This is a genomic window from Clostridium sp. CM041 (assembly GCF_055081035.1).
In genome coordinates this window covers 341407-360534 of record NZ_CM143648.1, presented here as the reverse complement: position 1 = coordinate 360534, position 19128 = coordinate 341407, and the positions used below count along the sequence as shown (strand labels likewise).

14 protein-coding genes are annotated in these 19128 nt (G+C 31.7%); 2 read left to right on the top strand and 12 right to left on the bottom strand.

The genetic code is table 11. From position 1 onward, the window contains the following. Positions 1–25: 25 nt before the first annotated feature. Together ACWJJT_RS01770 and galU are read right to left on the bottom strand one after the other, a co-directional pair. Positions 26–1342, bottom strand: a complete 1317-nt coding sequence (locus ACWJJT_RS01770; RefSeq protein WP_216304330.1) for a nucleotide sugar dehydrogenase — start codon at positions 1340–1342, stop codon at positions 26–28. A 307-nt stretch (positions 1343–1649) separates the two neighbouring features. After that, positions 1650–2558, bottom strand: coding sequence for a UTP--glucose-1-phosphate uridylyltransferase GalU (galU, locus tag ACWJJT_RS01765; RefSeq protein WP_216303549.1), 909 nt, complete (start codon positions 2556–2558; stop codon positions 1650–1652). Between the two features lie 269 nt (positions 2559–2827). On the opposite strand from galU, the gene ACWJJT_RS01760 reads away from it, so the two are divergent. Beyond that, positions 2828–4363, top strand: coding sequence for a transposase (locus tag ACWJJT_RS01760; RefSeq protein WP_462954445.1), 1536 nt, complete (start codon positions 2828–2830; stop codon positions 4361–4363). A 200-nt stretch (positions 4364–4563) separates the two neighbouring features. Here ACWJJT_RS01760 and ACWJJT_RS01755 read toward each other — a convergent pair whose 3' ends face one another. The 5 genes from ACWJJT_RS01755 to ACWJJT_RS01735 all read right to left on the bottom strand — a co-directional run bounded on the left by ACWJJT_RS01755 (position 4564) and on the right by ACWJJT_RS01735 (position 9714). Next, positions 4564–5340: a tyrosine-protein phosphatase gene (locus ACWJJT_RS01755; protein ID WP_462955828.1), complete on the bottom strand. Its 777-nt coding sequence runs from the start codon at positions 5338–5340 to the stop codon at positions 4564–4566. A 21-nt stretch (positions 5341–5361) separates the two neighbouring features. Then, positions 5362–6045, bottom strand: a complete 684-nt coding sequence (locus tag ACWJJT_RS01750; protein ID WP_462955827.1) for a CpsD/CapB family tyrosine-protein kinase — start codon at positions 6043–6045, stop codon at positions 5362–5364. 12 nt (positions 6046–6057) lie between these two features. After that, positions 6058–6729, bottom strand: coding sequence for a YveK family protein (locus ACWJJT_RS01745; protein WP_462955826.1), 672 nt, complete (start codon positions 6727–6729; stop codon positions 6058–6060). Then, entirely contained in the window at positions 6729–7799 is a 1071-nt protein-coding gene (locus tag ACWJJT_RS01740) for a tetratricopeptide repeat protein (protein WP_462955825.1), read from the bottom strand. The genes ACWJJT_RS01745 and ACWJJT_RS01740 overlap by 1 nt, the downstream gene beginning before the upstream one ends. A gap of 184 nt (positions 7800–7983) precedes the next feature. Next, positions 7984–9714 (bottom strand): phospho-sugar mutase, encoded by a 1731-nt coding sequence (locus ACWJJT_RS01735; RefSeq protein WP_462955824.1) that lies wholly within the window; start codon positions 9712–9714, stop codon positions 7984–7986. A gap of 404 nt (positions 9715–10118) precedes the next feature. On the opposite strand from ACWJJT_RS01735, the gene ACWJJT_RS01730 reads away from it, so the two are divergent. Then, the gene (locus ACWJJT_RS01730; RefSeq protein WP_462955823.1) at positions 10119–11609 is read left to right on the top strand and encodes an aminotransferase class I/II-fold pyridoxal phosphate-dependent enzyme; all 1491 of its coding nucleotides are present in this window, start codon (positions 10119–10121) and stop codon (positions 11607–11609) included. Between the two features lie 20 nt (positions 11610–11629). Here the strand turns inward: ACWJJT_RS01730 and ACWJJT_RS01725 are convergent, their stop codons facing one another. From ACWJJT_RS01725 to ACWJJT_RS01705, 5 genes are all read right to left on the bottom strand, one after another. Continuing rightward, positions 11630–12475, bottom strand: coding sequence for a hypothetical protein (locus ACWJJT_RS01725; protein ID WP_462955822.1), 846 nt, complete (start codon positions 12473–12475; stop codon positions 11630–11632). Between the two features lie 239 nt (positions 12476–12714). Beyond that, positions 12715–13728: an alpha-hydroxy-acid oxidizing protein gene (locus ACWJJT_RS01720; protein ID WP_462955821.1), complete on the bottom strand. Its 1014-nt coding sequence runs from the start codon at positions 13726–13728 to the stop codon at positions 12715–12717. A gap of 12 nt (positions 13729–13740) precedes the next feature. Beyond that, positions 13741–14202, bottom strand: coding sequence for a 2-thiouracil desulfurase family protein (locus ACWJJT_RS01715; RefSeq protein WP_462955820.1), 462 nt, complete (start codon positions 14200–14202; stop codon positions 13741–13743). Positions 14203–14216: 14 nt separating this feature from the next. Next, positions 14217–16583 carry an endonuclease MutS2 gene (locus tag ACWJJT_RS01710; RefSeq protein WP_462955818.1) on the bottom strand — a complete coding sequence of 789 codons (2367 nt, stop codon included), beginning with the start codon at positions 16581–16583 and terminating at the stop codon, positions 14217–14219. Positions 16584–16633: 50 nt separating this feature from the next. Continuing rightward, positions 16634–19012, bottom strand: coding sequence for a U32 family peptidase (locus ACWJJT_RS01705; RefSeq protein ID WP_462955817.1), 2379 nt, complete (start codon positions 19010–19012; stop codon positions 16634–16636). Positions 19013–19128: the final 116 nt, after the last annotated feature.

Here is a 19128-nt window from a genome sequence, read left to right as displayed (position 1 = left end):
TTCCTAGGATTCTTGCATGCATTATTTAGAGTTTATTTATCTTTTCTCTATTATTTACAACATGCTTTGTAGCATTTCTAGTATCATATAGTAAACTAGCTTCTTCCACAATTTTTTCATAATTATAACCACTATGATCTGTGGTTATTACTACTATATCCGCATTTTTTATTTCATATTCCCAAGTTACAGATACATATTCTTTACCCTTGTGTGTGAATTTTTTAATAAATGGATCATTTATAATTATATCCGCACCATTTTTTTCTAATTGATCAATAACCTTTAATGTTGGTGATTCTCTCACATCATCTATGTCTTTCTTGTAAGCTACACCCATAAGGAGAACTTTTGCTCCGTTTAGTGCCTTTTTATTACCATTTAAAAGTTTCATAACATTTTCAAGCACAAATTCAGGCATATAATCGTTAATTATACCCGACGCTTCTATTAATTTTGTATGATAATCATACTCTTTTGCTTTCCACTCTAGATAAAATGGATCAAGTGGTATACAGTGTCCACCAATCCCTGGGCCTGGGTAGAATGGCATAAATCCATAAGGCTTAGTTTTAGCTGCATCTATTACTTCCCAAACATCTATATTCATCCTTTTACACAGAATAGCCATTTCATTAGCTAGTGCTATATTTACATTTCTAAAAGTATTTTCAAGAATTTTTTCCATTTCAGCCACTGCTGGAGAAGACACTTCCAATATTTCTCCCTCTAGTACACTTCTGTACAACATTCCTGCTACTTCAGTACAATTAGGAGTACATCCTCCAACTACCTTTGGGGTGTTTTTTGTATTAAACTGCTTATTCCCTGGATCAACTCTCTCTGGAGAAAATGCCAAGAAAAAATCTACTCCACATTTTAAACCTGATTCTTCAAGTATTGGTTTTAGTACTTCCTGCGTTGTTCCTGGGTATGTAGTGCTTTCGAGTACTACTAACATCCCCCTATGTAAATACTTAGCTACACTTCTAGTTGATTCCACTACATATGATAAATCCGGTTGCTTATATAAATCTAGTGGCGTAGGGACTGCAATACACACTGTATCAACATCCTTAACAAAGCTAAAGTCTGTGGTAGCTTTAAGTTTTCCTTCTTGTACTAATCTAAGTAAATCTGAATCTACAATATCACCAATGTAATTGTGTCCCTCATTTACCATTTGAACCTTTTGATCTTGAACATCAAACCCTATTACTTCATATCCTACTTTAGCCTTTTCTACAGCTAATGGCAATCCCACATAACCCAAGCCTACTACACCAAGTTTAGCTGTTTTATTTTTCAATTTTAATAATAACTCCTCTTTAAATTGAAACATTTTGTTACCTCCTATAGCCTTAGATCATATGATTTTGACAAATCTTTTATCAACAGCTTCATGGCTACATTTTACCACATTATAAGTTCCTACCCAAAACCTCTCAATATATTTTTTATAATAGCATATAATATTTTACCCCAAATATTTCTATTTGTTCAATCTATGGGAGTTTATTAACTATTTATTTAAAATTTCTTAAAAATCAAGTAATCTATTTTCTAATAAATTTACTTGGTTCATCCCCAATACTGGGCGCACAATAAAAAAAAGCCAGTTTCACTTGGCTTTTTACTAATACTCTCTGTTATAGATTATTACTACATTTATTATAAATTTCTTTAAAGGTATCGTTATCCTTAATAGTTAGGAGATACTTCATAAATGCTTCTTTAAGATCATCTCTTTTAAGTGCATATTCTACATTTGCTTCTAAAAATCCTTCTTTATCCCCTACATCATATCTTCTGCCATCAAAATTATAAGCATACATATTTTCCTCTGCTATTAAAGTTTTTAAAGCATCTGTAAGTTGAATTTCCCCACCCTTACCAGGCTTTGTATTTTCTAAAATATCAAATATTCTAGGTGTTATAATATATCTTCCGAGTATTGCTATGTTTGATGGTGCTTCGGATGCGTTAGGCTTTTCAATAACATCTTCAACCTTATAAACTCTATCTTCTACTGAAGTTCCCTTTACTATGCCATATTTGCTAACTTCACTTAAAGGAACCTTTTGAACTCCTAAAATTGAAGTTTCATATTTGCCGTAGCAATCTATGAGTTGTTTTAAACAAGGTACTTCACTATCCACCACATCATCGCCCAACATTACAGCAAAAGGTTCGTTCCCCACAAAAGTTTTTGCACAACCTATAGCATGACCTAGTCCTTTAGGTTCTTTCTGACGTATGTAATAAATGTTTGCCATATTAGATATATCCCTAACCATTGTTAAGGTATCTTCCTTACCGTTCTTCTCTAATTGTTGTTCAAGTTCAATCGACTTATCAAAATGATCTTCGATTGCTCTTTTATTTCTTCCTGTTATAATTAATATTTCCTCAATCCCAGACGCAACTGCTTCCTCTATAATATACTGTATTGTTGGTTTATCAACAATTGGTAACATCTCTTTAGGCTGTGCCTTTGTTGCTGGCAAAAATCTTGTGCCAAGTCCTGCTGCTGGAATTATAGCTTTTTTAACTCTCATAGTTTTTCTCCCCTCAAATAATATATTGTGCACTCTCGGAAACTCTTAAGGCACTGCTAACTCTTGATTCATTTTGCTCAAAAATCAACTTCACCTCAAAAATTCGTGGTGCCTCATATTGTACGAATAACCTAGAAAATTTAAGCTATTCGTATTATTTTTTATTTTTTTTACTTAAACATTGTGAAATAAGACTTGACAGCTAGTAAAAATTCGCAAAATTAAATATGTATATTTTTTACATTATTTCATTTGCGAGGAGTGTTTTTATGTTAACTGTTAAGGTTTCTCATTCCCAATATCAATATTTTCTTGAAACATTTTTAGAAAAATTCTATATTCAAACCAATCAACAAATCACTTTGTTTGAGCGTAGTTCACAAATAACTAAAATATGGTCTACCGACCTAACCGGAATTGTCCCTCTAATAGAAAGTACTTATTCTAAATCTAATCAAGGAGCTCCGCCAAAAGATGCGGCAGCATTACTCAGGTCACTTATTATCATGGCTTATTGTAAAGAAACTAGTATATCCTCTTGGGTAAAAACATTACGTTCAGACCCTTTCTATTCAATTTTATCTGGTTTTATACCCGCTTGCTATTCAGACTCTAAAGCCGAAGGCATACATGTTGACCGACTTCCTGGTGTAGGTACTTTTTATGATTTTATGGATAGGCTGATTCATAAGGATAAGATCCTTAATAAATCCAAACTGCGTAAAATTAAACGTAAACCACGTAAAAAGCAAAAGAAAAACCAAAAGATGAATAACTCCAAATCTGGTGTAGTTGACCGTTTAGTTAAAAGAATCTTAAAATTTGATAATTTAAAGCTCCTTGACAGAAGCGAATCCAAAATGAACAACATACTTAAAGAATTATTTGTTATTCCTTCTTTATCAATGGGTATTTTGGGCGATCCTTCTAAACTAAATATTGCTGGCGACGGAACCTGTATGCCAACACAGGCTTCGCCTTACGGTAAAAAAGTTTGTGATTGCAAACTTAAACCAGGAGAACATTGTGACTGTTATCGAAAGTTTACCGACCCCAGTGCTAGCTGGGGTTGGGATAGCTTTAATGAACATTATTACTATGGTCATACCTATCATGGATTTACTGCCTGTGATAGCTTTTACAGCCTACCTATCCATATTAAATTTGTTAGCGCGGCACGCCATGATGCTGTTACTGGAGTTTATGCACTTAAAGAACTTGTAGATTTATATCCTGAAATTAAATTTCATTCTGTAGCCTTAGATTCTGCTTATGATGCTAATGCTTTTTATCTTTTATGCATGCATTATGGAATAAATCCTATTATTGATTTAAATTCACGTTCTTCAAAACCATCATCAAATAGTGAATTTGTTAAACTTGATAAGAATGCTATTCCACACGGAACTGTTTGTGGACATCAGCTTCGTAATTGGGGAATTATTACTAAACAATATAGACATAAATGGTTATTCCCAGTTCAATGTGAAAACTGTGAAAAATGTCCTATGAAAAGCAATAAATCTTATTACACTAAAACATTAGATAACCCAAGGTATTTTACTCCAATATTAAGAGGTTCAAAACAATGGAAATCTCTTTATAAAAGACGTTCAACTACTGAAAGGTGTTGGGATAGAATAAATAATAATTTTCATGCTGAAGATGCAATTATTTATTCTGTTGGGTATAGAATAACAAGGGTATTTCTTGGTGCATTTTGCTGTTTCATAGATGCTTGGGCATCAGAAAAATTAATAGCCCTTGCTGATATTTTCCCAACTCTTAAAAATATAGCTGCGTAATTTAAAATAAATTTCAATTCAATAACCAGCCTACGGCTTTTTTTAATAGTGTATAAAAAAGTCTTTTTGTCATGCCCGTAATTAATTCAAATATAACTTTTCATTCAAATAAGCACTTTTAATACTTAAATATGGAAATTGTTAATTATTGTTTTCCGACTATACTATATATTTCTATATTTCAATCTATTTTTCAAAATTTATTCGAAAATATTGAAAAATGAAATTATGCCTTTTCTTTTTTTAAGTTTCAATTGTAAGACTTCCAATGAGGAAACATTATTAATAATATTAGTTTGGTTTTCAGTCATCCAGTTATATACAGCTTTATTTTTATGTTTTACAATATCATAAGCTTCTTTTATCTTCGTTTTTCTGCTCGTAATATTATGTCCGTCACTACCCATCATGTGTATCATGTTCCTTTTTACAAATTCTTCAGCTGTTTTTTTAACTTCCTTACCATAATCACCTAATAAGCTACCAGAATTAATTTGCATCAATACCCCTTGGTTAATTAAATTTATAACTAAATCATGATTTTTCATAATCTTAAGGTTTCTCTCTGGATGCGCTAAAATGGGTTTTGCCCCCAGTAACATTAATTCATAAAATACATCTTCAGTATACAGAGGAAACTGCCCCATAGGAAGCTCAATAAGTAGATATTCCGAGTCGTTAATTCCCCAAATTTTCTTTTCTTTATAGAGTTTCGGCAAATCGGGGTGCATATAAATTTCTAGTCCAGATAAAATGTTAATATTAAGATTTTCTTCTCTAGCCGCTAAAACTAATCTGTCTAGTTTTTCAATATATTCCTCGTGACTAAATTCAAATTCTTCAGTTATAAAATGAGGAGTAGCACAAATATATTCTACACCTTCATTATCTGCTGTTTTCAACATTTCTATGGACATGTCTAAGTTTTTTGATCCATCGTCAATAGCATATATTATATGACTATGAAAATCCATCATAAATTTATACCTTCTAAACCTTTAGTTTTCATTTCCATAATATCCCTTATAGTATTTTCCATAATACCCACTTACAGATTGAGGAACTTTATTAAATACAACCCCCAGTATCTTTCCACCAACCTTATCAATCAATTGTTTTGCATCTACCAGTGCATTTTTTTGAGCTTCACCATATGAAGCTACAAAAATCACACCATCTACTATTGTAGATATAATTTGTGCATCTGTTACTGCAAGAACTGGTGGCGCATCAATAAGAACCAAATCAAATTCACTTTTTAGCCCTTCAATAAAATCTCGCATTTTTTTACTTCCTAATAACTCTGCTGGATTTGGCGGCACAGGTCCACTAGTTAATATAAAAAGATTTTTAACAGTTGACTTAACAACACAATCCTCTTTTTTTACACCTTGAACTAATATATTTGTTAATCCTACGGAATTGGTAATTCCCATTTTCTTGTGGATTGAAGGTTTTCTAAAATCACAATCTACAAGAATAACATTTTTACCACTTTCAGCCATAGTTATAGCTAAATTTGACATTACTGTACTTTTACCTTCTCCAGCGCCAGATGAAGTAACTGCTATAACTTTATATTCTTTATCTAAGGAAGAGAATTGAATATTTGTTCTTAATGTTCTAAAAGCTTCTGCTGTTCTCGATTTTGGATTTCTTAATGTTACTAATTTTTTTAACATATTCTCATCCTCCTATTTTTTATCTTGAGTTAAAGGAATAATACCTATAACTGGTAATCCAGTTAATTTTTCTATGTCCTCTTGACTTTTTATAGTGTTATCTAAATATTCAAATAAAAATGCTATTCCCAGTGAACCCATGAGTCCAATAAAAAATGCAATTGCCATATTTAACTTTGGATTTGGACTATCTGGCTTTGTAGGTTCTAATGCTTCATCTAAAAGTTGCACATTATCCATTTTTTTAACATCGTTACTTATAAATTTTAATGATTTAGCTAACTGATTAGCAATGTTCATAGCTTCTTTTGGATCCTTAGATTTAACTGTTATCGTTAAAAATTCAGTATCTCCTTTAGGTACTACTGCTACCATTTTTTGAAGCTCATCAGGTTCTATTTTTAAATTAAGTGATTTAATAACATGTTCTGAAACCTTTCTTGATTTAGCAAACTCACTATATGTTTTAACTAATTTTTGATACATAATTACATCATTATAATTATCCTGTGATGCCACAGATTTACTTTCTATTTTCCCAATTATTACCGATATATCAGCTTTATAAGTAGGTGTAATAACAAAATAGCTTAAAACTCCACTAAGCACCGTTGCTCCAATTGTAACTAAAATTACTAATCGTAATCTCTTTTTTATAATATTAAAATATTCCGCTAACTCCATTATTTACCCTCCACCAATTGATTTTCTAGTTGCATTACAATTTCATCTTTTGGATCTATTTTTTTAGCCATTTCTAAATGTATCCTCGCCTGCGCAAAGTTTTTAACATTTAAATAACACATAACAAGATTTGTACATATCTCTATTGACTTTGTGACCTCAAATGCTTTCCTAAAATATTGAATAGCTGCTTCGTAATTTTCAAGACAAGCATAGTTAATGCCAAATTCATTTATTACCTCTATCAAATCGCTGTCAATTGCTTGTGCTTCATTCAAATAGTATATAGCCTTCTCGTAATTTTGTAAATTCCTGTATGCTACAGCAGTGTGATAATATATATCTGCTCTATCTCCTAATTGTTCCATTAAAGGAATAAAAATTTCAAGTGCACCTTTAGGATTATTAGATACTAGATCTTTTGCTTTTTGAAAATTTGTTATGGTTTCCAAATCGTTTTTAAGTTCAATAACCGCTTCCGTTTGTTCTCCACCATTTATAGTATAATTACTTATTGCAATTAATGCTAATTCATGTTTACTTTCACTATTTAAAACTAGTGCCTCATATAAATATGGATTACTATAATTAGTGATTTGTTTAGCTTTTTCTACAAGTTTTAGTTGTTCATCCTTGAATATACTATTTGTAGCTCTTAATTTATCAACTAACAAAAAAATCTTATCGTAATTATCTTTATTTTCTTCTATAGTTAACAACCCTTTTAAAAAGATAAATGCTTCTTCGTACTTTTCATTCTGAATTTCTTTAAATATAACACCCTTAATAAATCCTACTGAATTTGGAATAGTATTTATAATTTGTTTATACTCTTTATTGTATTTAAAAAGCTCATCTGCTCCTAAAACATAGAACATCCCTTCTATAAATAGATTAACTGGTATATTGTCAAAATCTTCTTTATTCCTTACTTTTTGAATTATCTCGTTAGTTCTCACCGGGAAATATATATCATCCAAAATCACAAAGTCATTGATTTTGCTGTCTTTTTTTATTTCTAGAAAAAGAAGAACTGATAATTTTTCTGAAAAATATGTTTTAATATCCATGATTACACCTTCCTACTGGTTTAAAAATTTATGCTACAAGTGTTACTATTAATAATAATAGTATACTGAGGTTGATTTGTAAACCATATAAAATCATAATAATGAAAATTATGGTTAAATATGAATTTAATTGTCACCTACGCTGCTGTAATATTAACTACTTCTGAAATGCAGTTAAATCATTTTAATTTGTGCCTGCTTCATCAACTATTGACATAACATTTTCTTTTAGCTCAGTTATTTTTTTAGACGTATTCTCTAAGGAATTTCCTTTAACAGATAAATAAATTTTCATTTTTGGTTCAGTTCCAGAAGGCCTAACTACAAACCAAGAACCATCCTCTAAGACAAACTTTAATACATTTGATTTCGGCAATTCAATTATTTTCTCTTTGTTTGTGATTAAATCCGCTTCTAAACCAGCTCTATAATCCATTTTTTTTATAATTTTATTATTACCTATTAATCCATTCATTGAATGTCTTAAATGTTCTATTATAGTACCTATTTTTTCTGCACCATCTTTTCCAGCAAGTTCTATTGAAACTAAACCCTCCTCGTAGTATCCATGTTCTTTATAAATAGCCATCAAAGCATCATGCAAACTCATGCCTTTGTTTTTATAGTAGAGTGTCATTTCACAAATTAACATTGCAGCTATTACTGCATCTTTATCACGCACAAAATTTCCTGCTAAATAACCAAAGCTTTCTTCAAAACCAAATATAAATTCTTTTTCACCCGCATTTTCAAACTCTTTAATTTTTTCTCCAATATATTTAAATCCTGTGAGCACATCTAACACTTCAACATTATATTTTTTGCCAATACTCTCTACCATATTTGTAGTAACAATAGTTTTTATTACTACGCCATTTTTAGACAATCCATTAGTTTCACTTAATGAGCTTAAAATATAATTACTTAATAATACGCCTGTCTGATTTCCTGTAAGAACCTTATACTTTCCTTCTTTGTCTTTAACTACTACTCCAATCCTATCGCAGTCAGGGTCCGTACCAAAAATAATGTCTGGATTAATGTCTTTTGCCATAATAAGCGCCAATTCAAACACCTTTGGTTCTTCTGGATTAGGATATGGCGCCGTAGGGAAATTCCCATCTGGCATTTCCTGTTCTTTTACAACAAATACATTATCATATCCTAATTCTTTTAAAACTCTCCTCACAGGTACGTTTCCAGATCCATGAATAGGAGTATAAATTATTTTTAAATCCTTGGCATATTCCTTAACTAGGTCTTTTCTCATAGTTAAATTTTTAACCTTATCAATGTATGATAAATAAAGATTTTCTCCAATTATTGTTAACATTCCATTGGTTTTTGCTTTATGAAACTCCATAGTTTTAACCTTAGAAAAATCTTTTATGCTAGCTGCACAATTTATAATTTGGCTTGCAGCTTCATCAGTGACTTGTCCACCATCATCTCCATAAACCTTATATCCATTGTACACTTTAGGATTATGTGATGCTGTAATAACAATACCAGCTTTACTTTTTAGTGCGCGTACAGCATAAGATAAAATTGGAGTTGGTGTTAATTGTTCAAATAAATTAACAAAAATACCATTACCACAAAGAGTTTCTGCAGCCGCTATTGCAAATTCCTTAGACATATTTCTTGAATCATACGCTATGCTAACTGATATATTCCCCTTATATCTTGAGTTCAAATAATCTGCTAACCCTTGAGTAGCTTTACCTATGGTATGTATATTCATTCTGTTTGTTCCTGCTCCAATTACACCTCTTAATCCCCCTGTACCAAACTCTAAATCCTTATAAAATCTATCTTCAATTTCTTTTTCATCTACTAATTGCTCTAGCTCTTTCTTTAATTTCAAATCTATCAAATTAGAATTAATCCAACTTTTATATTTTTCTTTGTACATTTTATATTACCCTCCTTATATTCCCCTGAGGAAGCAAACAATTATTATCTTCCTTTCTGTTCCTCCAAATCTATCTTTAGTCCATTATATTATACTATCAATGCATGACAAATAAAAGGCATTTTTTACAAATAACCCACTCTTTCATGTTTTCAATTACTGTATTTCTTCTAAAAATCTTAATTGCCTAGCATTTACGACATGATTATCTTTTATTTGAAGATTATAATTGCATTTATATATCTAATCATTTATAATTATAAATTGGCTGAATGAATATACTATAAAGAACAGTTTTAAAAATTTGGAACATTTAAATAAATAGGCTAGGATAGTCTAACATACCGACTCGTTATTTATTTAAATGTTTTCTAATATAAATTCTTTTGAAAGGGGTGTATAGATTGTATAGATTAAATCAAAATGAAACTCCACTATTTGATGCTCTAATGGAATATGTAGACAGAGAAACCTTACCTTTTCACGTACCTGGGCATAAAAAAGGAATAGGCGCTGATGAACAATTTAGAAATTTTATGGGGGAAAACCCTTTTAAAATTGACGTTACGGTTTTTAAACTTGTTGATAGTTTTCACCACCCAACTGGACCTATTAAAAAGGCGCAAGAATTAGCAGCGGATGCTTATGGTGCTGATGCATCATTTTTCTCAGTACATGGAACTTCTGGCGCTATTCAAGCTATGATTATGTCTGTAGTTGGATCTGGTGATAAAATAATTGTACCTAGAAATGTACATAAATCCATAACTGGTGGTATCATTTTATCAGGTGCAGTTCCAGTTTATATGCAACCAGAACTAGATAAAAAAATAGGTGTTGCTCATGGAGTTTCCCCAGAAACAGTAGAAGAAACCTTAAAGAATAATCCTGATGCAAAAGCTGTACTTATAATTAACCCAACATATTATGGAGTTTCCACTGATATTAAGAAAATTGCAGATATTGTTCATGAATACGATATTCCTTTTATAGTTGATGAAGCTCATGGCCCTCATCTTAATTTTAATAGCAAATTACCAATGTCAGCAATGGAAGCTGGTGCAGACATATGTGCTCAAAGCACTCATAAAATTATAGGTTCATTAACTCAAAGTTCAATGCTGCATGTTAATTCAAAGCGTGTTAACCCTGCTAGAGTTAAACAACTAATAAACCTAATGCACACAACGTCACCTTCCTACATACTAATGGCATCACTGGATTGTGCTAGGAGACAAATTGCACTAGAGGGCACTCAGCTTTTAGAAAAAACCATTGATTTATGTAATTATGTAAGAAGTGAAGTAAATAAAATCCCAGGATTTTATTGTTTTGGCGAAGAGGTTTTAGATGGTTTCGGTGCTTACGCTTTTGATCCAACTAAAATAACAATAACTTGTAGAGATTTAGGAATAACTGGTTATGACTTGGATATGATTTTATCTAACAAATATCATATCCAAATGGAATTATCTGATCTTTATAACATATTAGCCGTTGGTTCGTATGGAGATACAAAAGATGGAATGGAGCAATTACTTCAAGCTTTAGTAGAAATAAGCAATGAGTACTATGGCAAAGGCACAATAAAATCTGATTTTATTGATATTCCTAGTATTCCAGAGCAAGTTCAAATTCCACGCGAGGCTTTCAACAGCGTAAACACTGCTGTTGAAATCAAAAATAGTGTTGGTATGATAAGCGGAGAATTCTTAATGGCTTATCCACCTGGCATACCAGTACTTTGCCCCGGTGAGAGAATAACTCAAGAAATCGTAGATTATGTTGAAAAATTGAAAAACACTGGATTATATGTTCAAGGAACTGAAGACCCTGAAGTTGAATATATAAAAGTTGTTAGAGAAGAAGATGCTGTTTATATAACTGTTGAATAGAAGAAAAAAGAACTCCTAATTTAGGAGTTCTTTTTTCTTCTATTCAATTTTACTCTATAATCAACATTTGCTTTTTCAATAGTTCCTAAATACTTGAAATATTCAGTGTCTTGCATTTCACTTATTGTTTCACAGGTATTAACTGTTTTAATAAAATACTCCATAACATGAATTATCTTTTTTAAGGGTTCAGCTAATTTTTGATTAAACCTAATGGACATTTGTTTTCTCTTATTTTCGGAAATTCTTTTAATATTTTCATAGCATCCGCTTGCAGAATATACCAATCTTATCTTTTGTAAATTTATGCTTAAGGCATCTCTGTATGTTGGCAATAATTCTTCCAACATATGTTCATTAAAATATTTTTTCTCCTCTTTAAATTCCTGAGATTTACCCATAAGTTGTTTTAAAGTTTCATTATTCTTTTTTCTAATATCAGGCAATTGAATAACAATTTGTTTTACCTGCTCTGAGTCCACAACTCCTTCTTTAGCTAATAACTCTAAACCCTCAGCCACTAATTTATACTCTTTCTTATCCTTTTCAACTGTAGATTCATCTTGAAATGAATTAACTATGCATGCTCTGTTTTCTGTATTATAAAATATTTCTGAAAAATAAGCTAATTTCGCTAGCCTTTCTTGTAAAGATTTTTCAGTAGCAATTTCATTTTTTTCATTAATATAAAGATATCCCAAATTTTCTTTACGAAAATTTCCGAACAATTTCTTAGAAAATACAATCTCTCTATATAATATATTATTATATTCTAGAGGAGTAGAGATCCTAACTACTTCACCTTTCTTTGTATATTGCTTTATATGCTCTAATATTTCTTTAGATGCTAGTATGTATACTGGCATTTTTATTCCTCCTTTGTTTTCTCATTTACGATTCTAAGGGTTTTTACAAATGTTTTTGCCAATTTAACGACATTTCAGAAGGAAAGCCTCCTACTTCTATAAGTGGGAGCATAAATCTCCTTCTGAAGTTGTCAATTCATCTTCCTCGAAGCTGTGCAGCTCTGCAGGAGATGATTTAATCTACTAAAAGGAGTAGAGAATTAAAAAGATCACAATATTTCAGTGACCTTTTAATAAGTTTAATATAAAATTCTATTATTAACATTTTGTATGGATTTACACCCTGTAAGCACCATAGCTGATTTTAATTCACCTCGAAGGTAATCAATATAAGATTTTACGCCTTCAGCCTTGCCTCCAAAGGATGCTGTTACAAATGGCCTCCCAATAAGTACCGCGTCTGCACCTAGTGCTATCATTTTAAGTATATCTGCTCCACTTCGAACTCCACCATCAGCTAAAATAATTACTTTCCCCTTAACTTCCTTCGCAATTTCCGTAAGAACATCTGCTACACCCGGAGTTTGGTCTAATACTCTCCCACCATGATTTGACACTACAATTGCGGCTACCCCTGCATCCACAGCAAGTTTTGCTTCATCTGCTGTCATTATTCCTTTTAAAATAAATGGAAGCTTCGTTGATTCAACAATTTCTTTAATCTCTTCTATGGTTTTAGGCATAACTGGTTTGCCATGAAGTGCTAACGTAATAAGACCGCAAGCATCTATATCCATACCTATAGCAAATGCGCCTGCTTTTTCTGCTAATCTAATTTTTTCTATAACATTTGCATTTTCCCAAGGTTTTATTATTGCAATGCCGTTTCCACCCTGTTTTTCTAATTCACAAAGATTAGTTGTAAAAAAAGAATCTACAGCAGTATCTCCCACCATTGGGATTATACCACCCTTAAGGCATCCACTAATAACCCAAGATATATATTCTTCTTCACTAAATTTACCACCCATGTTTAAAGTAGTTCCAGATACAGGAGCTGCAAATACAGGCATATCCATTTTTCTTCCAAATAGTTCTATAGAAGTATCTGGATTTCTTGCATCATGTATAGTTCTCATATTAAGTTTATAAGCTGCTAGTGACTCTATATTAATTTTAAAAGCATCTCCTGTTCCTTTTCCGCCCATTCCAGGTACCTCTCCAGCACAAGCAACTCCATTACATATAGGACAAACTCTACAGCTTTTGTTTAAATTCCCTCTAGCATCTTTTAAAACATCTTTATAATTCATTTTATTTCCCCCTTAGTTATAATCTAAATCATCTAGATTTTCTTCTGTAAAAACTTTTATACCCCTGGATAATAATAACTCCGCAGTAACTCCATTACCATTTCTTTTGGTTCCACTAAAAGTTCCATCGTATATTTGGGGAGTTCCACAAGAAGGACTTCGTGCTTTTAAAATAGCAATACTAGCTCCAACGTTTTGTGCAATTTCAAGAGTTTCATAAGCCCCTTTTATAAACTTTGCAGTTACATCATCATCCTCTGGTCCAAAAATTCTAGATTTACCTTCTAGTACATCTCTACCATTCCCGTTTACAATTTCATGAGGAGCCCTAGGGGTTTCTTGTCCCCCTAACTGTTCTGGGCAAACAGGCATAACTTTTCCTTCTTTCAATAGTTTAAGCACCCTTAAATCTAAATTATTCCCGCCATCATATTTACAATTAACTCCACATAAACAAGCACTTACAATAATCATATCATAACCATCCTTTATTTTAGCTCTACTAAAGTAACTCCACTACCGCCTTCACCATAATTTCCCAATCTATATGTTTTAACATGGCCATGCCTCTTTAACATATCTGTAATCGCTTTTCTTAAAACTCCTGTTCCCTTGCCATGAATAATTGTAGCTTCTTTAAGTCCTCCTAAACAAGCTTCATCTAAATATTTATCAACAGTATAAAGAGCTTCCTCCGAATCCATACCTCTTAAATCTACAGAGGTTGACACACTTCTTATATTTAGCTTCATTTCTCTCTTAATTATCTTTGCCTTTTTCTTATCTTCCTGCGTAAGCTTTGATTCTCTCAGATCACACACTTTGACATTTATCTTCATAATACCAGCTTGAACCTGCACCTCACCCTTTTTATCAGGTTTTGATATTACAATAACCTTTTGGTTAAGAGATGGTAAATATACTTCCTGACCTTGTTTTACATTTTTTAATTTTTCTCCTAGTTCATCATTGCTTTTTTCTACATGTCTCTCTAATGTTTCAAGCTTATTTCTAATTTTCATTCTTTCCTCTTCAAGCTTTTGCCTTGCTTCAGATGAATATCCAAGTTTTTCAAGTTGTCTCATGTTTTTAAGAATGACATCTGATTCTTCCTTGGCATCTTTTATAAGTCTCTTTGCTTCCCTTTGAGCTTCATACATTGCATTTTCTCTAATGTTTTCAAGTTTATATAATTTTTCCTGGTATTTATCTTTTAACTTACTAGCTTCTAGCTTCAAAGCTTCAGCTTCCCTAGCATCACGCTCTGCCTTTATGCTTTTTTCTTGCAAACTTTGAACTAATTCTTCAAACTCCAATGTATCTTTAGAAATATTCTCTTTTGCATTTTTAATAATGTAATCTGGGAGACCTAGTCTCTTAGATATTTCAAAAGCATTTGATTTACCTGGCACTCCAATTATCAGTCTATATGTCGGGCTTAACGTGTCTACATTAAATTCTACAGAAGCATTTTCAACTCCTGTAGTTTTTAAAGCATATCCTTTTAATTCACTATAATGGGTAGTCGCAACTACTTTTGTACCTCTTGCCCTTAAATTTTCGAGAATTGAAACAGCAAGTGCTGCTCCCTCTGTAGGATCTGTTCCAGCCCCTAATTCATCAAATAGAGTTAGAGATTTTATATCTGCTTTTTCAATTATATTTACTATGTTTGCCATATGGGAAGAAAAGGTAGATAAGCTTTGCTCTATGCTTTGCTCGTCACCTATATCTGCGAAAATCTCATGAAAAAAGCTTACCATGGACCCTTCTCTAGCTGGAATTAAAATCCCACTCATAGCCATTAACTGAATTAAGCCTACAGTTTTTAAAGTTACTGTTTTACCCCCAGTATTTGGGCCTGTTATCACTAGCGAGGTAAATTCTCCTCCTAAATAAATATTACTCGGTACTACAACCAACGGATCTATCAAAGGGTGCCTTGCTTCAATTATATCAATTACTCCCTCTTCATTAACACTTGGGATAATAGCATTAATTTCTATTGCATACCTTGCCTTTGCAAAAATAAAATCTAATTCCCACACTATATTTGCATTGTTACCAACAATATTTATATTTTCATATATCTTATAGGATAATTCGGCCAAAATTCTCTCAACCTCAGCCTTTTCCTTTAGCATAATTTCCTTAATTTCATTATTTAGGTTCACTAAACTCATTGGCTCAATGAATAGTGTAGCCCCTGAAGAACTCTGATCATGCACAATTCCTGGTACACTACCTTTATGTTCTATTTTAACAGGAATTACGTATCTATCCCCTCTTATAGTATAAAGACTTTCTTGAAGATATTTTGCATTTGATCTAACTAATGAAGTTACCTTATCTTTTACTGAAGCATTCTTCTCTTTTAAAGATTTCCTTAAGCTAAAAAGCAAACTACTAGCCCTATCAGAAATTTCTTCATCACTAATTATTGCTATAAAAATTTCATCTTCTAATTTTTTTATTGGGACAATCCCAATACATATATCTTCTAAAACTCTAGAGGACTGCTCATCTGCCTTGTTACCAACATAATTTTGAAATAATCTAGCACACCTAAGCATTTGCGCTATCCGCAAAAGCTGCGTTGGCATAAGTGATGCTGCTTTTGAAGCCCTTATTATTGCAGACCGAACATCATATATACCTTCAAATGGTGCACTTCCTTTTTTAGATAAAAGCAGTAGTGCCTCATTAGTTTCCTGTAAGTGTTCTTTCACTTCATAAATATTAGTGTAAGGCTCCAAACCCTCTATAAGGTCTTTACCCGCCGTAGTGTGCGTGTATGTTTTGATTTTTTCTTTAATTTTATAGTATTCTAAAACCTTTAATGATTTTGTATTCATAATAATTCACCATCTTTCCTTTGTTAAAAAATTTAAAAGCCTACTATTATTTATTCGACTCCTCTTTTATAGTGCCCTCTAGTATAATTTTTAAAATCTCCTTGCCATTCTTTATTGATATAATTTCTAAGAACCTCTATAGTTTCCTCATAATTTTCATGGATAAAATCTAATCTAAAAGAGGAAATATTATTTTTCTTGATCTCATCCATATTAGAGATCAAATTCACAGGCACATTGTTATAAATATAACTTCTACAATATTTGTCAGTATCAATACTAAATTCTGCGCCCATTCTATCTTTAAGTGTATACGATCCTTTGATGCATTTCTCTTTGCAGGTATTATTATCACTCTTGTTTCCGAAAACGCTTCCTATAGCACAATATTCACTAACCATAAGCTCATATTTTCCGTAAATCACAATTTGCAGCGGCAAAGAACTTTTAGTTGCAATTTTCTTGATTTCCATTTGGTTTAACTCAGCACTAATACAAGTTCCAGTTAGAAAATCCTTGTAAAAATCTCCTGCATAGCTATTAAAAATATTCAATTTATAATCCCCAATTACAGTGATTTTTTTATTAAATCTACTAATTATTCCTAGATTAGCAGTAATAATACCTTTTAATTTACCTAAGTTATTCTCAATAAATTCACAAATACCTTCAAATTCTTCTTTGATAATATTGGGAACCTTCAAATAAATATTTACATCATACTCATTAAAGTTGATGTTACACCTTCTCATAAAAGGATTTATGGCAATATTATCAAAACCCATTTCAAGTACCGCTTTTAATTGCTCTTCATTTGTTACATATATAAGTGTCTCAGGTATAATGCTATTTTTATTCTCATTAAATTCTAAATAATTCTTTTCTCCCTGTAGGCTAAGTCCTTTATTGTAATTAATCTGCACATTATTTTTTTCTCTTTTATATTTTGCTATTATATAATTTTGAACGTCATCTATTAATTCTCTTCTAACTAAATTCAATGTTGCCATTGGCACAAAACCTTCTTCAAAGCTTTCAAAATTCACTTCATTTATTTTGAAAGGAGTATCTCCTGTTTTAGATAGATTTTTGGTTATACGTTCTCTTTCAAGTGGTTTATTTAAAGCTTCTTGAACGATATCTCCCTTAACATTAAAGCCTTTTCCCATATAATTTGTACTTATGCTTAAAGGCTTATTTGTGGCGAACTCAATCGAAAGATTTATTTCTATTTTCCTCTTAAATTTATCCTTATACCTATTTGAAAGATCATCCATTAACTTAACATCAGAAATTTTGTATAAAAGGTCTCCAGCTTTAAATTTAGCTGGTTTTAATAAAACTCTATCGGAGGTCAATGCATTTTCGACCTCTATCCCATTCTTTATTATTTTTGAAATAGCAAACCCATCCTCTAAAAACATTACACCATCTTTTAATGCTACATTCTCTAAAAGTGTTACTGACAAATCATCGTTTGCGATGCCTATTGGTAGCCCAGAATTTTTAGGCACTTTATATGCCATCATATCTTTTCCTTTATTACCATATAGGTAAGCTTTTGAAAACCCTTCTCTATTAAATAATTGTGTTAAAACTTTAGTATCCTTATCTAATTTTTGTATTTTATTATTACAAATATTGTCCAGCGCTCGTCTATATATTTCCACAACACCTGCAACATATTCCGGTTTTTTCATTCTTCCTTCAATTTTTAGTGAAGACGTGCCACTTTTAGCTATATCTTTTAAGTTTTCTATTGTACAAGTATCTTTAGGGCTTAAAAGGTATGCCTTATACATTTTGTCAGTGTTTTTATCTGTTAGTGTATAAGGTAATCTGCAGGGTTGAGCACATCTGCCCCTGTTTCCACTTCGCCCTCCAATAATACTACTCATAAGACACTGTCCCGAATAACATATGCATAAAGCTCCATGAACAAAAACTTCTGTTTCCACTTTTAAAGTGTTAGATATGTAATCAATTTCTTTTAAACTAAGCTCTCTTGAGAGAACTATCCTAGTAAATCCCATCTCTTTTAAAAACAAGGCAGCTTCGCCATTATGAATCGTCATCTGTGTGGACGCATGAAGCTCAAAATCAGGAAAATTATTTCTTATTAAGTATATTAATCCTGTATCTTGAACAATCAGTGCATCTACTCCTACACTATATAAAAAGCCTACATACTCCATAATTTCTTTTAATTCGTTATCCTTTAGTAATGTGTTTAAAGTAACATATACTTTAACTCCATAAATATGACAGTAATCTACTGCCCGAGCGAGGTTCTCATTATCAAAATTAAAAGCATAAGCTCTTGCTGAGAATTTACTTCCTCCTATATAAACTGCATCTGCCCTCATTTGCACTGCTGCATATACGCTTTCCATACTTCCAGCAGGGGCTAGTAATTCAATCTTTTCCATTTACATCTCTCCTAATTAGTGTTGTAAGTCTTATTATACAGTAAATGTTGTCATCAATACAACAAAACCTCCACTGGATTTCCAGTAGAGGTTTCAATACTTATTTAATTATAATA